The sequence below is a fragment of the Pseudomonas sp. TH10 genome, from assembly GCF_016651255.1.
Classification (GTDB): domain Bacteria; phylum Pseudomonadota; class Gammaproteobacteria; order Pseudomonadales; family Pseudomonadaceae; genus Aquipseudomonas.
Genome location: NZ_JAEKEG010000069.1, coordinates 29095 through 47026, shown reverse-complemented (window position 1 = coordinate 47026; position 17932 = coordinate 29095). Strand labels below are relative to the sequence as shown.

Here is a 17932-nt window from a genome sequence, read left to right as displayed (position 1 = left end):
GCAATATTACGTGCGTAATATTACCCGAATATCGCACGACATTCATGTCGAGCCGCACCGCTCGCTACAGGAGTCACCGCCATGCACTACAAAGTATTCGGCCGTAAAACCGGCTTGCGTGTTTCGGAGCTGGCCTTGGGGGCCGGCAATTTTGGCACGGGTTGGGGGCACGGCGCGGAGCGCGACGAGGCCATGCGCATTTTCGACGGCTATCTGGAAGCCGGCGGCAACTTCATCGACACCGCCAATGGTTATCAGGCCGGACAGTCTGAGAGCATGCTCAGTGAGTTCATCGCGCCGGAGCGCGATAGGCTGGTCATCGCCAGCAAATACACCTTGGGTACCACTCCGGCAGACGGCATTTCACACACGGGTAACAATCGCAAGAATATGGTCCGGGCTGTCGAGGAGAGCCTGACCCGCCTCAAGACCGATCGTCTTGACCTGTTCTGGGCGCACATGAGCGACGGCGTCACGCCAATGGAGGAGATTCTGCGAGGTTTTGACGACCTGGTGCGTGCCGGCAAGATTCACTACGCGGGTCTGTCGAATTTCCCGGCGTGGCGCATTGCCCGGGCCGATCTGCTGGCCGAGGTTCGCGGGTTTGCGCCGATTATCGCACTCCAGGTCGAATACAGCCTGGCTGAACGCAGCGCCGAACGTGAGCAGCTGCCAATGGCCGAGGCCCTGGGCCTCGCCGCGACCTTGTGGTCGCCCCTGGGTGGCGGGTTCCTCACGGGCAAGTACCGCAATAGCGACGGGGATAACCGCGCAGCCAAGTTGGGCATGCTGATCCACGCGGAAAAAGGCGCCCGCGAGACCGCCCTGCTCGATACGCTACTCGCCGTAGCCGGGGAACTGGCTGCCAGCCCGACCCATGTAGCGATCGCATGGCTGCGGGAAAAAGCCCGGCAGTCGACGACCGCGTTGATTCCGATCCTGGGTTCGCGTACCCGTGAACAGCTGGACTCGACCCTGGGGGCGTTGGCGGTGGAATTGGATGCCGGGCAAATGGCGCGGCTGGATGAAGTGAGCGACGTGCCCAAGGGCGTGCCGCATGAAACCCTGGCGGGCTCCTTTTCACGCTTCAGCGGCGACCGGATCCTGGACCTGCCGAAGATTCCGGTCGCCTGACCGAATCACTGTTTGACCGGCTTGCTCGCGAAGCGCTGGTGAACGCACTATCGCCATCGCGGGCAAGCCTTGCTCCTGCGGGGTATTGTTTCACCGGTCGACCTTGTGTCTGGCCGCATACAGGCAAAGCATTTCCATCGCCAGCGTAGCGGCCGCCAGGGAAGTGACGTCGGCGTGATCGTAGGCCGGAGCAACTTCCACCACGTCCATGCCGACCAGATTGATCCCGCGCAAGCCGCCGAGAATTTCCAGCGCCTGCACCGTGCTCAGGCCGCCGCACACCGGGGTGCCGGTGCCCGGAGCAAACGCCGGATCAAGACAGTCGATGTCGAACGTCAGGTACACCGGGTTATCGCCAACCCGCGCACGGATCGCCTCGACGATTGCCTCACAGCCACGGCGATGCACTTGCCGCGCATCAAGTATCTGGAAGCCCATGGGGTCGTCGTTGGTGGTGCGCAAACCGATCTGCACTGAACGCGCCGGATCCACCAGACCTTCGCGTGCCACGTGCCAGAACATGGTGCCATGATCGACGCGTTTGCCCTCTTCGTCTGGCCAGGTGTCGCTGTGTGCATCGAAATGGATCAACGACAGTGTGCCGTGCTTGCGCGCATGGGCCTTGAGCAGCGGGTAGCTGATGAAGTGGTCGCCACCGAACGTCAGCATGGCACTGCCGGATTGAAGAATCCGCTCGGCGTGGGCCTCGATACTTTCCGGGATGGTGTGCGGCGAGCCGTAGTCGAAATCGCAGTCGCCGTAATCGATCACCGCCAGATGATCGAACGGATCGAATGCCCACGGCCAGTGGCGCTCCCAGGCGATCCCGGTGGAGGCGGCGCGAATGCCCCGTGGGCCGAAACGCGCGCCCGGACGGTTACTGGTGGCAGTGTCGAACGGCACGCCGCTGACCGCCACATCGACGCCACGCAAATCGCGGCTGTAGCGACGGCGCATGAAACTGGTAATACCGGCGTAGGTACTTTCGGCGGAAGTACCGTAGAGGCTGTCACGGGTCATCGCCTGATCGTTGATCATTGGCACGTCCATCGCGTATTCCTTGTTTTGACATCTACGGAGTGACGCCACAATGCGCGTTCGGATACATTGGCAAAATACCAACTTTGTTATCCTGGCATTATCACGGAGTAATGTTTGATGCTTGGCCAACTTCACGACCTGGACCTGCAGCTACTGCGTCTGTTCGTACGCGTAGTCGAGTGCGGTGGTTTCAGTGCCGCCCAAGGCGAACTTGGCTTGAGCCAGTCGAGCATCAGCCAGCAGATGGCCAAGCTTGAAACCCGGCTCGGCTACCGGTTATGCAGCCGTGGCAAAGGCGGGTTCAACGTCACGCCCAAGGGCGAGCAACTGCTGATCGCCGTGCGCACGCTGTTTGAATCGATCGAAACCTTTCGCCATCAATCCAACGGCGTCGCCGGGCGCTTGATCGGTGAAGTGCGTTTGGGCATTTCCGAATCAGTCGAGCCTGCGGTACTGCAAAGAGTCGCCGAGGCGATCCGGCGGTTTCGCGAGCGCGATGAATCGGTGCGCATCGAACTGATCAGCGCCATGCCCGGCGAGATGGAGCGTTTGCTGCTGCAACAGCGGCTGGACCTGGCCATCGGTTATTTCTCCCTGGCGCAGCACGCGTTTGACTACCGTGAACTGTTCAGGGAGAGCCAGCAGCTGTACTGCGCCCCGGGCCACCCACTGTTCAGCACCAACGCGCCGCTCGCCCAAACGCTGCAGGCCAGTGATCGCGTGGACCACCCCTACCGCTTCCTGCGCCGCGACGAACCCTTTCAAGGGACCCCTTGTTCGGCGCGGTCGGAGCAAGTGGAAGGTACGCTCGCGTTCATTCTGTCGGGCCGGCATATCGGTTATCTACCCTGCCACTACGCCCGAAGCTGGGAGGAAAAAGGCTTGTTACGCGCGGTACAGCATGATGGAACCCGTTTCGAAGTGGCATTCCAGCTCGCCCGCCATCGCGCCCAGTCGCCAGGGGATGCGCAAAAGGCGTTCGAAGAAGATCTGCTGGCCGCTTTCAAACCCGGCACTTGAGGTTTCTCGCACCGCCGCAGCAGGATTTCTGTAACCCTTGGTTACTGTTTTCACAGCTTTCCGGCATCCTGCGCCTCCATTTTCTGACCCGGCCCCGCCTCACGGCGCGCAAAACACCATGACCGCCTCTGAAAAAGTCCCGCGCAACAACGATCTGATCTACGGCCTCAACGACCGTCCACACCTGACTGCCACCGTGTTTGCCGCTCTGCAGCACGTGTTGGCAAGCTTTGTCGGCATCATCACGCCGACCCTGATCATGGGTGGCGCGCTCGGCCTGCAAAGCGAAATTCCCTACCTGATCAGTATGGCGCTGTTCGTTTCCGGCCTCGGCACCTTCGTCCAGGCCAAACGTTTCGGCCCGGTCGGCTCGGGGTTGTTGTGCCTGCAAGGCACCAGTTTCTCGTTCATCAGCGTGATTCTCAGCGCTGGTTTCATGGTCAAGGCCCGTGGCGGCGGCACCGATGAGATCCTTTCGACGATCTTCGGCGTGTGCTTTTTGCCGCCTTCATCGAAGTGGTTTTGAGCCAGTTCATCGGCAAACTGCGGATGCTGATCACCCCGGTGGTCACCGGCACCATCATCACGCTCATGGGGCTGTCGCTGATCAAGGTGGCGATGACCGATATCGCTGGCGGCTTCGGCGCCACCGACCTGGGCGGCGCCCACCACCTGGCGCTCGCCGCTCTGGTGCTGGGCACCATCATCGTGCTGAACCGGGTCGACGTGCCATTCCTGCGTCTGGGGGCCATCGTCATCGGCCTGACCCTTGGCTATTTCGTGGCCTGGATGATGGGTGACGTCAGTTTCTCGAACATGCCCGACGTGCCTCTGATGAGCGTGCCGGTGCCGTTCAAATATGGCTTCAACTTCGACTGGGTCGCCTTCGTCCCGGTGGCGGTGATTTTCCTCGTTTCGCCGCTGGAGGCTGCGGGCGACCTGACGGCCAACTCGATGATCTCGCGTCAGCCGGTCAAAGGCCCGTTGTACATCCGCCGAATCAAGTCCGGCCTGCTTGCCGATGGCCTCAACTCGGCCATGGCTGCGGTGTTCAACAGCATGCCGATGGTGACGTTCGCGCAGAACAACGGCGTGATTCAACTCACTGGCGTGGCCAGCCGCTACGTGGCGTTTTTCATTGCCGGGCTGCTGGTGATACTGGGACTGTTCCCGATGATTGGCGCGGTGCTGCAACTGATGCCGAAACCGGTACTCGGCGGCGCTGAACTGGTGATGTTCGGCACCGTCGCCGTTGCCGGGATCAAGATCCTCGCCGAGGCCGGCCTGCATCGACGCAACATGCTCATCGTGGCGATATCCCTCGGCATGGGCCTGGGCATCGCGGCGGTACCGGAGGTTCTGCGCGAACTGCCGCAAGCGCTGCACAACATCTTCGAATCGCCGATCACTGTCGGCGCGTTGTGCGCTATCGTCTTGAATGTCTTCCTGCCGGAAGAATTCATCGAGCTGGAAGAAGATGATTTTGACCCGGAAGCGTCGATTCTTCAGGTCATGGAAAATCCGGACATGCCGGCCAAAGGTGAACCTGCCTCGGCGGCAGCTGTCGCACAGTTGAACCGCTAACGTCTGGCCTTGGCAAAAAGGGCTGAGCCGGCAACGGTTCAGCCCTTTTTCGTTGAGAGACCGTTTATGCGCCGTGTCCATGCCGTCATCCTGTCGCTGCTTCTGCTGTCCCTCAGCGCCTGCGCGCTGTTCCCCAACCGTGATCCGGTGAACATCAATGTGGTCGGCCTCGAACCGTTGCCGAGCCAGGACCTGGAAGTGCGCTTCGCCATCAAGTTGCGCGTGCAAAACCCCAATGAAACCGCGATCGACTACAACGGCATTGCTCTGGATCTGGAGGTCAACGGCCATTCGCTGGCGTCGGGCGTGAGCGATCAGAGCGGTTCGATTCCTCGCTTTTCCGAAACCATCGTCAGCGTACCCGTCAGCATTTCCGCGTTCTCGGTACTGCGCCAGACCCTTGGCCTCAGCCAGACACAAACCCTCGACAACCTGCCTTACGTGTTGCGCGGCAAACTCGCGGGCGGTGTGTTCGGCACCATGCGTTTTGTCGACAGTGGCAAGCTCAGTTTGCCAGGGACGACGTCCGGCACCTGGTAACGTTCACTCAGGAGCTCGATTAACATGGATGCCGCACCCACGCTGTACACCGAACGTATGATTTTGCGTCCCCTGGAATTGGCCGATGCCGCTGGCATCCAGCAGCAGTTCGCGCATTGGGAGGTCGTGCAGTACCTCAACGCTTTGGTGCCCTGGCCCTATCCCGCCGATGGTGCACTGACTTATCTGCGAGACATTGCGCTGCCGGCGATTGCCGCGGGCAAAGAGTGGCATTGGTCGATTCGCCTGAAATCCGCACCCGAACAATTGATCGGCAATATCAGCCTGATGGACGACCCGGACAATAATCGCGGTTTCTGGATCGCGCCGCAGTGGCAGCGCCAGAGGTTGATGGCCGAGGCCAGTGCGGTGGTTACCCATTACTGGTTTGAAACCCTCGGGCGGGAAGTGTTGCGGGTGCCAAAAGCGGCGCCGAACATTGGTTCGCGCAGACTCTCGCAGCGTGGCGGGATGCGCCTGGTACGCACGGATGAAGGACGATTTGTGGGTGGATTATTTGCGCGGGAGATCTGGGAGATCACCCGAGAAGAATGGCGCAATAGGCAATAGATCGGACCGCGGGCTTCACCCGCTCACCCACCGATGGCTCAACCACACCGGGGCGAAGATCGCGGCATGGAGACACATGATTCCGACCATTAGAAGTCATCGATATCAATTATACAGTTTCTACCCTTGGATTTTGCGCGGTAGAGCGCGGCATCTGCCGAGACCAACAACTGCTTGAGAGTGGATCGCGATTCACTCATTGAGGCACACCCGATACTGACAGTGATTTTTATTTCCCCACCGGCTGCGTTTACACTAGATGCTTCAATGCTGCTCCTGAGTCGCTCCGCAACGACTGAAGCCTCGAGGCTATTGCTCTTAGGCAACATAATGGCAAACTCTTCGCCTCCAAACCTGGCGATAGTATCTCCGGGCCGAAGAACGCCCTCGGCGATTTTAACGATAGACTTGAGAACCTCGTCACCCATGGGATGCCCCCAACTATCATTCACATGTTTGAAGTGATCAGCGTCCAGCATGATGATCGATACTGAGTGGCCGTATCGGCTTGCCCGAGCAAACTCTTTCTCCGCCAAGTTGAAAAAGTGAGCGCGATTAACTGCGCCCGTGAGATGGTCTTTGGTGAGTAAGTTGGCCAGGTTGTCACTCGACACCTTCCGCTCGGTGATATCTCGACACACAACGGTATAGCCGGAAAACTCGTCATGTTCTTCGCGTAGAACGGCGATCATGGTTTGAGCAAAAAAAGTGCGTCCTGATTTGTGTTGGCACAGATAGTCTCGTGAATGCCAACCTTCTTCACGTGCGAACGTGAGATGTTCATCAAAAACATCAACATCCACGACTGGCAAGTTACAGAATCGGCGCAACGTCTCTCCAATAGCCTCGGATTCCGTGTAACCTGTTAAACGCTCTGCCGAAGGGCTCCAGCTATTGATTACTCCCTGTTTAGTCAGGCCGAGCACTGCAAAATCATTGACTATGGTATAGATCGCATCCAGCCATGAGTCGGTCTGCCTTAGTCGCCTTTCAGTCGCAACCTGGCAGGAGATATCAGTCAAAACCGTTATCAGAACCTCATTATTGACTTTCACAATCGTACACGCTAGAACAACACCCCCTTCCGATGCGGGCGACACGTGAATTCTGTGACTTACACATATTGACCCGCATGACTCTCTAAAACTTGTTACCAGGTTACGTAACTCAGGCGCCACGGAAGAAAGCGTTTCGAACAGATTTTCAAGTCCGGAAAACTTGACCAGCGGCATCAACAATTGTGTTGCCATGGGATTTAGCATATCAATGACACCTGTGGGATTGGTTCTTACCAATCCCACAGGTGATAGATACATGAATGAGAGCAATGCTTCGTATTCTGACTCGATTGAGTCAGCATCCTGCTCAATACTGTTCATTTTCTTGCCCATTCAACCAATAGGAAGCGGGTGTCGTTATCCATTTTCTTAAGTAGTCTCATTCTAACGGGGATTGGCCGCATTCTAAGTGCCAGAACGTAAGAAATGATCACATCCAGCTCAGGTTCATTCTCAAATCTTTGAGCGACCATGGCGTTATTCAAGCATGGAGCAATTTCCAAGAATAAATTTTTCCCTACAACGCGTGCCTGGCGCAGGGCCGCGCTTGAGGCCTCAAAAGCATTGTAAATGACTACTTTTGCAGCGTCATCAAAGCCAATAATCCCGAAGTTCAGAGTATCCAGTTCATCAGGCGCGTCTAACAATGATTCAATTGAAGCCTCTTCAAACGTCAGGTTCATTTCCTACTCACTCGCAAAATTAAATTAAAACGCCTTGGGCGCCCGCCCCCTACACAATCGCGTAGCAATAGTGCCCCTTTGGCATTTAATGAGAACATTACACTGACCGCAGATTATCCTCTTGAAAAGAGTTCGGCTTCACGGTAATAATCTGCACGATCTACGCTTTTTGCCAGGCATCAGGAGCAATCTGAGCCATTTTTTGAAATGCCGGCCTGGCGAACCAAAACCCTTGCATCAGATAAACTCCGCAGTCGGCAAGAAAATCCCGCTCCTCGGCATGCTCGACGCCTTCTGCAATGATTTTAATATCCAGCTCTGCACATATCACGACAACACCACGCAGTATAGCCTGACGGGAGCGATCGCGATGGATATTACGCACAAGTTCTATATCAAGCTTTATAAGGTCCGGTTGAAAGTCTGCGAGCAGCTTCAACCCTGAATAACCTGAGCCAAAATCATCAATTGCTGTCTGAAAACCGAACTCACGATACTGACGCAAAATATTGGTCAGATGATGATTGTTATCAATATATTCACTTTCGACTGTCTCGAATATCAGCCGACTGATCGGAAAGCCATGAGTTCGCGCGGCATCCAATGTGCTTCTAATGCACATTTCTGGACGGTAAACTGCGCCGGGCAGAAAGTTAATTGATAGATTTTGAGTCATGCCAAGTTGTGCGGCAGTGAAAATAGCCCGCATGCGGCAAAGCTGATCGAATCGATAGAGGTTATTATCGTTTACTTTCTCAAGCACCTTCCGAGCGCCCTCACCATTGATGCCTCTAACCAACGCCTCATGTGCAAAAATCGATTGATCGCGCACATCCACAATTGGCTGAAAAGCGAACGAAAATTCCAGATCAAGTTCGCGAGTGTTTTTGCAACCTTGGCATCCATCTGACAAAGTTAATGAGCCAGGAAAAGTTTTCACGTCGCGCTCCAAAAATCAACTACCATTTCCACCGTAGCTGTTCTAACAAAACTTTGAGCATTCAAATAAATACGAGATTAACTTTCGACGAGGCAAGGATTACCCAGGAAATTTGATTGTAGCAGTTTATTTGCATAACGGCGCTCCCCTACGAATAACTGCACGATTTTCAGTCCTAAGAACACTACAACGAGGTCAAAAACGTTTATAACTTAGGCACTTACCCTTATTTAAGCCCCGCTGATCTTTTGTATTTATAGAAGCGTCGCACGTGGAATCACGACGATTCTGTCGTTTGTGGAATCTCACTGAACGGCGCAGCACTGCGCAGGCGACAAGGCTGCGCCAGTCGCAACGTATTGCGCCCCAAGCCCTTAGCCTCATAAAGCGCCGCATCCGCCCAGGCAAGCAGGCTGGCGGTGGTATCGCCGTCATCTGGCATCACAGAGCAAACACCGATACTGATGCGCACCGCAATACTTGCGTCACCGAACTGCGCAGGTGTCTCGGCCAAAGAGGCACGCAGTTGATCAAGCACAGCCACGGCTCCTTCGGGGCTCGTACCAGGCAGCAGCACCAGGAATTCTTCGCCTCCATAACGACCAATACTGTCGGAATGACGAAGACGCTCGGTCAGATGGTTAACGCAGTGGCAAATCACTTCATCACCCGCCAGATGACCATGGACGTCATTGATCTGTTTGAAGTGGTCTATATCGACCATGGCCACAGCAAGATAAGCATTCTCTCGGCGTGAACGTTCCAGGTCTTTGGAAAACTGCTCAAGGATAGCTCGACGATTGAGAATGCCTGTCAGAACGTCCCGCAGCGCCATTTGCTGGAGTAATGACTCACTGCGCTCCTTGGACAGCAGCACAAGCCCGAGAGAGATCATCATCGCGGTAAACGTACCGATACTGACCGAGATAGTCTGCTTGAGGTTGCTGACATCGTAGCGCATCTCGGCAGCCCCCGCCTAGCACAGCCACCACCCGCATGCCCAGGCCAATCAGGCTGATACTCGCCCCAATGATCAACAGCATCCGTGCACGGCCCTGAGCGGGAATGTAGCGGCGAGTCCAGTAGATGATCAATGCGCACTGCACCATCAACACTCCAGTGGCAGCGAGCATTCTCGGCTCCAGGGTCTCGATCAGGCTTGCCATCAACGTCAGCATCAGTACAGCCGGTGCGAAAACCCGCCACCAAGCCACTGGCAACTCGATAATCCGGAACAGGCTGGCACCATAGAAGGCCAGCGCCACCGCGAGTAATGTGTTGGCGGCACCGTAGGTCAACCATAATGGGGCATGACCGTAGAAGGTGTAGCCAACGTAGGCCAAGGCGTGGGCCAATAAACCAAAGCCAATGGTGAGCAGACCGTCACGCTGATTGAACTGGCCGACCAGAATCAGACAAAACGCCATGATCGTCGCGACTAACGCGACACAGGCGAAAAGCGTGGGGGTATGGGCAATCATGGAGTCTCACAAGACGCTGCTGGAAATAGCTCTGATCGTGAGTTTAGCTGAGATGGCGGACTGCCAGTATCTGTTTGTCGGACGACGGTGGTCAGCGAGGACGGGCTCAGATGTCGCCAAGGGAGGCTAGGCTGGCGAAAAGTCTTCGAGCACAGGTTTCCAAACCGCATCCATCAAAACAGGCAGCATGAAACATTCTTAATACACGAATGAGATTTATTCCCATAGCCTTGCCGGGCGTTTTTGAATTACCCCGTATGAACACCTACGAAAAGCGCACCCTCCTTCAGCGGCTACGGATTTCCTCATGCAGCACCTCGTGCGCTTCATCTCAAGCGTTGGTTTAATGCTGGCAGGTCAGACCTTTGCATACGCAACGACCTACCCTGTCACCGTCACTGATGTTGCCAATCGCCAAGTAGAAATCCTTCAAGAACCCAAGCGCATCGTCCTTCAGGACGGTCGAGACCTGTTTACGCTGGCCCTGCTTGACCGTCAGGATCCGTTCCAGAGAATTGTGGCCTGGAACAACATCGTCAAGCGCGCAGACCCCAACACCTGGGAAGTGTTTGAGCATCAGTGGCCAGCGTCAGCTAACCGGGCAACCGACATGAAGTTCGGCGACGAGGGCGATCTCAATTTAGAGGCCATCGTGGCTGCGCATCCCGACTTGCTGGTGTTTCAGACCCGTGCTCGGGCATCTCTGGAGAATGCCGGCGTTGCGTCGAAACTGGCAGCGCTGAAGATCCCGGTAATATTTGTCGACAGCGACCTCGATCCGGTGACCAACAGCCAGAAGACCGTCGAACTGCTCGGGAGAGTTCTTAACCGCGAAAATGAGGCCCGGGCCTACCTGGATTTCTACCGAAGCCGTCTTGCGAGTATCGATCAAATCATCAAGCAACATTCACATAGGCCAGTCGTATTCGTAGAAGCGAAAGCAGGACAAAGTGGTGCCTCGGCATGCTGCTTCACTCATGGCGATGTGTACTGGGGTAAGTTGGTCGAAGCCGCCGGCGGACAAAATCTCGGCTCAAGCTTACTGCCGGGCGCGACCGGTGACGTGACACTGGAAACAGTGCTCGGCAAACAGCCAGACGTCTACGTGATGACCGGTTCGCAGTTTCCTGGTTACACCTCAGTTGCGCCTGGGTTCGGCTTCGGCGACAGCGTGAAACAACCCATGATCGATCGCTCTATGAGCCTGTTGCAGGAGCGTCCAGGTTTTGCTCAGTTGAAAGCCAGCCAGAACGGCCGGGTGTTTGGTATCTATCACCAGTTTTATGCGAGCTCCTGGAACATCCTCGGGCTCGAGTATCTGAATCAGGCGTTCTATCCCGACAGTGCTAAACGCATCGACACGAGCAACAGCCTGTCAGCCCTGTTCGCACTCACCGGATTGAAAACCGTACCCGCCATCCTTTACTCGCGCGCACCTGCCAATGATTGAGTACCGACCGGCCATGACGATGCCAACCGGCCTTGCGGCGCCCTCCTCGCAGGTTCGCTACACAATCACCATATGGCGACGCAGTGCACTGCTGATGATTCTGCTGGCATTCGCTGTCATGGCGTTCGTTGCCGATCTGATTGTTGGTTCGGGCACACTGACGTTCAATGAAGCGGTATCAGGACTGCTTAATCCTTCCAGTGTGGATACCAGCGTACGTGTAATCCTTTGGGAACTGCGGATGCCGATGACGCTGATGGCCGTGCTGGCTGGCACTTGCTTATCGCTGGCCGGGTTGATGATGCAGACTGTACTGGACAATCCGCTCGCAGAGCCCTTCACGCTAGGCATTTCGTCCGCTGCCGGTTTTGGTGCGTCGCTGGCACTGGCGTTCAATATGTCGCTCGGCCACGCGTTGCCAGGCTTCGGGGCCGACCTGGTCGTCACCGCCAACGCCTTCCTCTTTTCGTTGCTGACGGTCGGGATCATCCTTGTGTTGTCGCGCGGCCACGTTGGCCTGCAAGCCATCACATTGCTCGGCATCGCCGTGCACTTTGTGTTCAGTTCACTGCTGGGCCTGGTCCAGTATGTGGCGAGCACCGATCAGCTACAAAGCATCGTGTTCTGGCTGATGGGCTCGCTTCAGCACGCCACCTGGAACAAAGTCACGATGTGCGCAGTGATCGCAGGGGTGGCCATCCCGCTCGCGCTGGCACAAGCCTGGGCTTTGACCGCGCTGCGCAGCTTCGGTGAACAGGCCGTGTTGTTCGGAATTCCAGTGCGTCGGTTGCGCACAACCATGCTGTTGCTGGCCGCACTGTTGGCCGGTGCGGTCACCTCGGTGGTTGGCGTGATCGGCTTTGTGGGCTTGGTGGCGCCTCACATGGCGAAGCTGCTGGTGGGTGAAGATCAACGCTTCACCATCGGTGTAACGATCGCCTGCGGGATTATCTTCGTAACCCTGGCTTCACTCGCCAGCAAACTCATCGTGCCTGGCGCCGTGCTACCCATTGGCATGGTGACCTCACTGATCGGTTTGCCGTTTTTCATCATCCTCATTTTGCGCGACCGGAGGCTGACGTCCCGATGAGTTTTTGCACCAGCAACTACCGGGTCACACTACGCGGAAGGCCCATCCTCAAGGGATTGGACATGGAAGTTTCAGGCGGCCGCACACTCGCTTTACTAGGCGCTAACGGCGCTGGTAAATCGACCTTCATGAAAGGCCTGTGTGGCTTGGTACCGGCGCAGGGTTCGGCCACCATCAACGGCACCCCGTTAATGGATGCTTCCCCTGCCCGCCGCGCTCAACTGATTGGCTATGTCGCGCAAGACCTCGCCAGTCTCGACGTTAGATTGTCCACCTATGAGTTACTCCTGCTGGCTCAACAAGGCACTACACGAGGCTGGAGGACGAGTCAGAATGCTCGACGAAAGGCCGCTGAAATGCTCGAACTGCTGGGCCTGCAACGTTTCTCCGAGCATCAGCCAGGGCAACTGTCTGGAGGCGAGCGGCAGATGATATCCCTGGCCTTGGCCCTTGTTCGCAGTCCCCGGTTATTGCTACTGGACGAGCCGACTTCTGCGCTGGATCTGGCCAATCAGTTACAGATACTTGATGCTGTCAGCAGCTATACGCGCAAACATAACATCGTCACGCTGGCGATTTTCCACGACATGAATTTGGCCAGTCGCTATGCCGACGACACAATGATGCTGCACCAGGGCCATGTGCATTGCAGCGGTTCGACAGGCGCCACGTTGACACCGGAAAACCTTGCGCACGTCTATGGCGTCGATTGCCGCGCATTGAGTGTCGACGCTGGGACATTCACCGCGATCTATCCAGTATCTGTACTGACGCCTGAACAACGAGCAGCCCATTAAATTCAGATTACCGTTTGCTAGCCAAAGACCCCGCGCAGCATGGAGGGTGCGAGTGATGTCTTCAAACAACAATCACCCGGCCAGCAAAACGCTACCGTTTCACCCGACGAGCATCCCTTTAACGTGCACGCAGCATGACGGCAGCCCGCACTCGGCGAGAGCCAAACGTGCTCATGCGCATGAACTCTTCGTGACTCACTGGCAGGTGCTGGCAATCGATGCTCTGACGGTGGCGGCTGTGATCCACATCCGGATCGTGCAGATACACAAACTCGTCGTCGCACCCTGTTATCAGTACCCAATGAGGGGCCTTCAACCGGGTGAATCGGTAGTTACTGATCAGTACCACTGGTTTGAATCCAGCCACAAGTGCTGCGCGGATATCAAAATTGGAAGCCTGCTCCTGTATGACGCCCGCTTGCGCCAAATCCTCAGCAAAGCTGTCTTCTACCAGCTTCATGATGGCCTTTTTTTCCGGACTGCGTACGCCCTCCAGAAACAGCGAGCCAAGTTGGCTAACCACCAGACGCACCTCAAAACCGCGCCGACAGGCAGCTAAAGCCAAGCCCTGAGGACTGCAGCCACCGTGTCCTGCGGTCATGAAGATGGTAGTCGCCTCTCGCCAGAGCTGAATTTCCTCCTTGCGACTCATTGGCCGGCTCGTCTCGATGGCAGCCATAGCCATCAGCAGACAGGCCGCGCCGCATGTGAATTCGGTGGTCTGTTGGTAATAGGGTACTTGACGTGTCGGCGACGGAGCTTGATGGAGAATTCGCTTCTCGTAACGCAGCGCTTCGGCATGATCTTCGTAGTAGTCCTCAACGACTGCGAAGCGCTGGTATCCATTGGCCTCATACAGGCTGATGGCAGCGGGATTATCGGCTCTGACCTCCAAACGCAACCATGCGCAGTTCCGGGAAAGCGCACGCGTTTGTGCCTCTTCCAGCAGCCTCTGGCCGAGGCCATGGCCTCGCCATGCCTGACTGACAGCGATTGAATACAGGCGTGCGAGTGATGTGCCACGATGAAAGAGCAACAGGGCATATCCCGCCAGTTCTTCCTGGCATTCGGCGACAATCAAACAACTATTGGCACGGCTGACCATCCAATGAAAATTGCGCTGGCTCAACCGATCAAGCGTAAAACACTCCTGTTCCAACGCGACCAATTCGTCGATATCGTCCGTCGCTGCAACGCGAAAGTTAAAAAGCATGGTGGCACCGTAATGTTTGAGTAACGAACCGGGACAGACCCGGATGTCCGTGATTTATTGAAGCGGCGTGTTCTTCAATAGGGATCGATTACTCATGTCAGCGGTGCAAACCAACGTGAACGAAGTATTGGACAAATCGGAACGTTCCACAATATCTCTCGTCGAGGAGCCTCCCAGCACGGGGCGTTCAGGCAGCCAGTTGCTGATCCTCGTCGAACGCAAGGAAGACTGGGCCAGCTACCTCCCCAGTGAAAGCCTGATGCTTGCCCAGGATTACCTTGAGCACAGCGACGACCTCCCAGGTCGCACGCAAGTGATCAACCTCTGCCGCAACTACAAGTACCTGGGCCAAGGCTACTACTGCTCTTTGCTTGCAGAAGCGCGCGGGCACAAGGTATTCCCGTCGGTGCGCATCATCAGCGAGCTGTCGCGCAAGGCGCTGTACGGGGTGGGTCTGGATGATCTTGAGCGCACCCTGGAGCGGGCGCTGGCCAACCATCCTTATGGCAATACCGAAGCCTTTACCCTGTCATTGTATTTTGGCAAAGCCACCATTGAGTCACTGCAAGAGATTGGCCGTCAGCTCTTTGAGGCATTCCCCTGCCCTATTTTGCTGGTGGAATTTCGCCGTGGTGAGACGTGGCAGATCGCCGGAATAAAACCCGGTGCATTGCACAAACTGCGTGATGAGCAACAGCATGTTTTTGCCAACGCCCTGGATGCCTTCAATCGGCGCACTTGGCGACAACCGGCGTCCAAGCGGATGGCTCGATACGACCTGGCAATATTGCAAGATCCCGCCGAGGCGCTGCCACCTTCCAATTCATTGGCGCTGGAGCGATTTATTGAAACCGGCAAACAGCTTGGCATCGATGTCGAACTTATCGAGAAAAAGACTATGCGCGCCTGGCAGAATTCGACGCGTTGTTCATTCGCGAGACTACCCGCGTAGACGACCACACCTACCGTTTTGCCAAAAGAGCCGAGAGTGAAGGCCTGGTGGTCATCGATGATCCATCTTCCATCCTTCGTTGCACCAACAAGGTGTACCTGACTGACCTGCTCAAGCGACGCGGCCTGGGAATGCCAGCGACGGAAATCCTCTACAAGGATCGACCTCAGGAACTGGAGCAGGCAGGCCGTCGGTTGGGCTTTCCTCTTGTACTGAAAATTCCCGACGGCTGCTTCTCGCGGGGTGTCATCAAAGTCGCCGATGCGCAGGCGCTGTCGTCGGCAGCACAGGAATTGTTCGAGCATTCAGTGCTGCTGCTCGCTCAGGAATACTGCTACACGGAGTATGACTGGCGTGTAGGCGTACTTAACGGCGAAGCCCTTTATGCCTGTCAATACTTCATGTCCAAGGGGCATTGGCAAATCTACAACCACAAAGCCGTGCCAGGTGAAATAAACGGCATGTGCAAGGCCGTCCCGATCGAGCAAGCGCCGCCAGAGGTTGTGCAACTTGCAGTCGACACCGCACGGCTGATCGGCAACGGCCTTTATGGCGTCGACCTTAAACAAGCCGGTGACCGGGTGTTGGTGATTGAAGTCAACGACAACCCTAACCTGGATGCAGGAACCGAAGACGCCGTTTTAGGCGATGAGCTGTATCGGCGGGTGCTTCAAGCATTTATCCAGAGGCTGGAACTCAAACATCGCGGCCAGGCGTGGTAAGCGATGATCGAAGCCTACAGCATTCAGGAAGGTAACCTGTGCCAGGCGCCCGACGATCAAGCCAGCGTCTGGCTGTGCGTCGCACCGGATGCCGGCGAGCAGTTGCTGCTCCGGGAACGATTGGGGATCGGCGCCCAGGCGCTGGAGTCATCCCTGGACCCGGACGAAGTAGCGCGAATCGAGATCAAGCCAGACCATCTGTTCCTGATCTGGAAGCGACCGGAGAGCTTCGATGGCCGAGCGTTCAATGTGTCGTCGTTCGGAGTGGTGTTGAGCGAGCAGAGGTTGGTGGTGATCTGCGCGAGCAACTCACTTCTAGCAGGTTTGGAGAGCGACTCAGCGCTGAGCGGCCCTCTGGATGTGCTGATGGCGCTGCTGGCTGAAAGCGTGCATCACTATTTGGGCCACCTGCGTGTTGTCAAGCAGATGGCCCGCGAGGTACAGCAACAAGTCAGCCGCACAATGGATAACCAGCAACTGGTGCAGATGTACAATTTGAGCGAAAGCCTTGTGTACTACGTGAACGCCATTCAGAGCAATGGCGCGGTACTCGCCCTGCTTCGAAGCCATGGCCAGCGCCACGGGTTCGGCCCAAGTCAGCTGGACTCGCTCAACGATCTGATCATCGAAAACAACCAGTGCTACAAGCAGGCAGAGATCTATTCCACGGTGTTTTCCGGGCTGATCGACGCGCGTGGCAATCTGATGAACAACAGCATGAACAATTTGCTGCGCAAACTGACGTTGATCAACGTGGTGTTTTTGCCGCTGAACCTGATTGCGAGCATTGGTGGGATGTCGGAGTTCAGCATGATGACCGCCGGGACGCCTTGGTGGGTGTCGTTCCCCTGTTTGGTTGTTGGCATGGCTTCGATAGGCGGCGGCATGGCCGCAGCACTGCGGCGAGTGGCTTGATGAGCCACGCTTGAAGTTGGACCGAGCAGGACTATGCCGCCCGCCGCTCGCAGCGCTGTTGCTGCGCTTATGATCCCTACTTTGAACGCTGCCCGGCGGGCAGGCGGACCAATTTCACGGCAAAGGAATGCCCACGATTGTCAGTTCGTTTTTTTAAGCTTATCTTGTACAAGACCTATACAAGATAACCATCAATGTACAATAAAGAGCATTGGCCACTGACGCTGTACTTCGACGGTACATGCCCGCTGTGCGCGCGCGAAATCAAGATCCTGCAGCGACACGCCGTAGAGAGTCGACTGCTGTTTGTAGACATCAGCAGTGATGCATTCGACGCCAGGACACTCGGGTTCACGCTCGAGCAAATGCAGTCCTCGCTGCATGCCCGTTTTGCCGATGGCCGCTGGTTAACCGGACTGGACGCCACTCTATGGAGCTGGCGAGCCGCCGGCCTGGGGTTCTGGGCAACGCCACTGACATGGCGTGCAATCCGCCCTCTGCTCGCCGTGGGTTATCGCCTCTTCTGCCGATTACGCCCCCATTTGGCCTGGTTGCCTCATCCGGATGGTCGCCGTCGATGCGTCGACAGCTCTTGCACAATGCCGGCATCAAAACCCGAACCCGACGAGCATCTCACCTGCAAAATTAAGCAGCCCTAGAATGCTTCGCTCAGGTTCTTCCCCAGCCCGAACGCCCCTAAAGCCAAGGATGGCCGTCACATGAACCGCAGCATGGCTGCGAG

At 56.4% G+C, this 17932-nt stretch carries 14 protein-coding genes and 3 pseudogenes; 11 read left to right on the top strand and 6 right to left on the bottom strand.

Annotation, left to right across the window (positions count from 1 at the left end; all coding sequences use genetic code 11):
• Window positions 1-81: 81 nt before the first annotated feature.
• Entirely contained in the window at window positions 82-1134 is a 1053-nt protein-coding gene (locus tag JFT80_RS11225; RefSeq protein ID WP_201147902.1) for an aldo/keto reductase, read from the top strand.
• A 90-nt stretch (window positions 1135-1224) separates the two neighbouring features.
• On the opposite strand, the gene speB is transcribed toward JFT80_RS11225, so the two are convergent.
• The gene (gene speB / locus JFT80_RS11220; RefSeq protein ID WP_201147901.1) at window positions 1225-2184 is read right to left on the bottom strand and encodes an agmatinase; all 960 of its coding nucleotides are present in this window, start codon (window positions 2182-2184) and stop codon (window positions 1225-1227) included.
• 108 nt (window positions 2185-2292) lie between these two features.
• Between speB and JFT80_RS11215 the strand changes: the two genes are divergently transcribed.
• The 4 genes and pseudogenes from JFT80_RS11215 to JFT80_RS11200 all read left to right on the top strand — a co-directional run bounded on the left by JFT80_RS11215 (window position 2293) and on the right by JFT80_RS11200 (window position 5889).
• Complete coding sequence (locus JFT80_RS11215; protein WP_201147900.1) at window positions 2293-3195, top strand: LysR family transcriptional regulator; 903 nt, start codon at window positions 2293-2295, stop codon at window positions 3193-3195.
• A gap of 118 nt (window positions 3196-3313) precedes the next feature.
• A pseudogene (locus tag JFT80_RS11210) lies at window positions 3314-4779 on the top strand (nucleobase:cation symporter-2 family protein).
• 66 nt (window positions 4780-4845) lie between these two features.
• The gene (locus JFT80_RS11205; protein ID WP_201147899.1) at window positions 4846-5319 is read left to right on the top strand and encodes an LEA type 2 family protein; all 474 of its coding nucleotides are present in this window, start codon (window positions 4846-4848) and stop codon (window positions 5317-5319) included.
• Window positions 5320-5343: 24 nt separating this feature from the next.
• Complete coding sequence (locus tag JFT80_RS11200) at window positions 5344-5889, top strand: GNAT family N-acetyltransferase (RefSeq protein ID WP_201147898.1); 546 nt, start codon at window positions 5344-5346, stop codon at window positions 5887-5889.
• Between the two features lie 89 nt (window positions 5890-5978).
• Here JFT80_RS11200 and JFT80_RS11195 read toward each other — a convergent pair whose 3' ends face one another.
• From JFT80_RS11195 to JFT80_RS11180, 4 genes and pseudogenes are all read right to left on the bottom strand, one after another.
• Window positions 5979-7268: a sensor domain-containing diguanylate cyclase gene (locus tag JFT80_RS11195; protein ID WP_163019499.1), complete on the bottom strand. Its 1290-nt coding sequence runs from the start codon at window positions 7266-7268 to the stop codon at window positions 5979-5981.
• Window positions 7265-7630, bottom strand: a complete 366-nt coding sequence (locus JFT80_RS11190) for a PAS domain-containing protein (protein ID WP_122840561.1) — start codon at window positions 7628-7630, stop codon at window positions 7265-7267. The genes JFT80_RS11195 and JFT80_RS11190 overlap by 4 nt, the downstream gene beginning before the upstream one ends.
• Before the next feature lie 160 nt (window positions 7631-7790).
• A complete protein-coding gene (locus tag JFT80_RS11185; protein WP_201147897.1) occupies window positions 7791-8570 on the bottom strand; it encodes an EAL domain-containing protein in 780 nt (259 codons plus the stop codon).
• Between the two features lie 277 nt (window positions 8571-8847).
• Window positions 8848-10051: pseudogene (locus JFT80_RS11180) on the bottom strand (GGDEF domain-containing protein).
• Between the two features lie 307 nt (window positions 10052-10358).
• Between JFT80_RS11180 and JFT80_RS11175 the strand changes: the two are divergent.
• From JFT80_RS11175 to JFT80_RS11165, 3 genes are read left to right on the top strand one after another with little or no spacing between them, the layout of a single operon-like run.
• Window positions 10359-11501, top strand: coding sequence for an ABC transporter substrate-binding protein (locus JFT80_RS11175; RefSeq protein ID WP_122840564.1), 1143 nt, complete (start codon window positions 10359-10361; stop codon window positions 11499-11501).
• Between the two features lie 13 nt (window positions 11502-11514).
• Window positions 11515-12591 carry an iron ABC transporter permease gene (locus JFT80_RS11170; RefSeq protein ID WP_201147896.1) on the top strand — a complete coding sequence of 359 codons (1077 nt, stop codon included), beginning with the start codon at window positions 11515-11517 and terminating at the stop codon, window positions 12589-12591.
• Window positions 12588-13388: an ABC transporter ATP-binding protein gene (locus JFT80_RS11165; protein ID WP_225570062.1), complete on the top strand. Its 801-nt coding sequence runs from the start codon at window positions 12588-12590 to the stop codon at window positions 13386-13388. Before JFT80_RS11170 ends, JFT80_RS11165 begins: the two co-directional genes overlap by 4 nt.
• A 118-nt stretch (window positions 13389-13506) precedes the next feature.
• On the opposite strand, the gene JFT80_RS11160 is transcribed toward JFT80_RS11165, so the two are convergent.
• The gene (locus JFT80_RS11160; protein ID WP_122840567.1) at window positions 13507-14601 is read right to left on the bottom strand and encodes a GNAT family N-acetyltransferase/peptidase C39 family protein; all 1095 of its coding nucleotides are present in this window, start codon (window positions 14599-14601) and stop codon (window positions 13507-13509) included.
• A 94-nt stretch (window positions 14602-14695) separates the two neighbouring features.
• On the opposite strand from JFT80_RS11160, the pseudogene JFT80_RS11155 reads away from it, so the two are divergent.
• The 3 genes and pseudogenes from JFT80_RS11155 (at window position 14696) to JFT80_RS11145 (ending at window position 17849) form a co-directional block, all read left to right on the top strand.
• Window positions 14696-16275 (top strand): annotated as a pseudogene (locus tag JFT80_RS11155) (RimK family protein).
• 3 nt (window positions 16276-16278) lie between these two features.
• Window positions 16279-17190 carry a magnesium transporter CorA family protein gene (locus tag JFT80_RS11150; protein WP_201147894.1) on the top strand — a complete coding sequence of 304 codons (912 nt, stop codon included), beginning with the start codon at window positions 16279-16281 and terminating at the stop codon, window positions 17188-17190.
• A gap of 194 nt (window positions 17191-17384) precedes the next feature.
• Window positions 17385-17849, top strand: coding sequence for a thiol-disulfide oxidoreductase DCC family protein (locus tag JFT80_RS11145; RefSeq protein WP_201147893.1), 465 nt, complete (start codon window positions 17385-17387; stop codon window positions 17847-17849).
• Window positions 17850-17932: the final 83 nt, after the last annotated feature.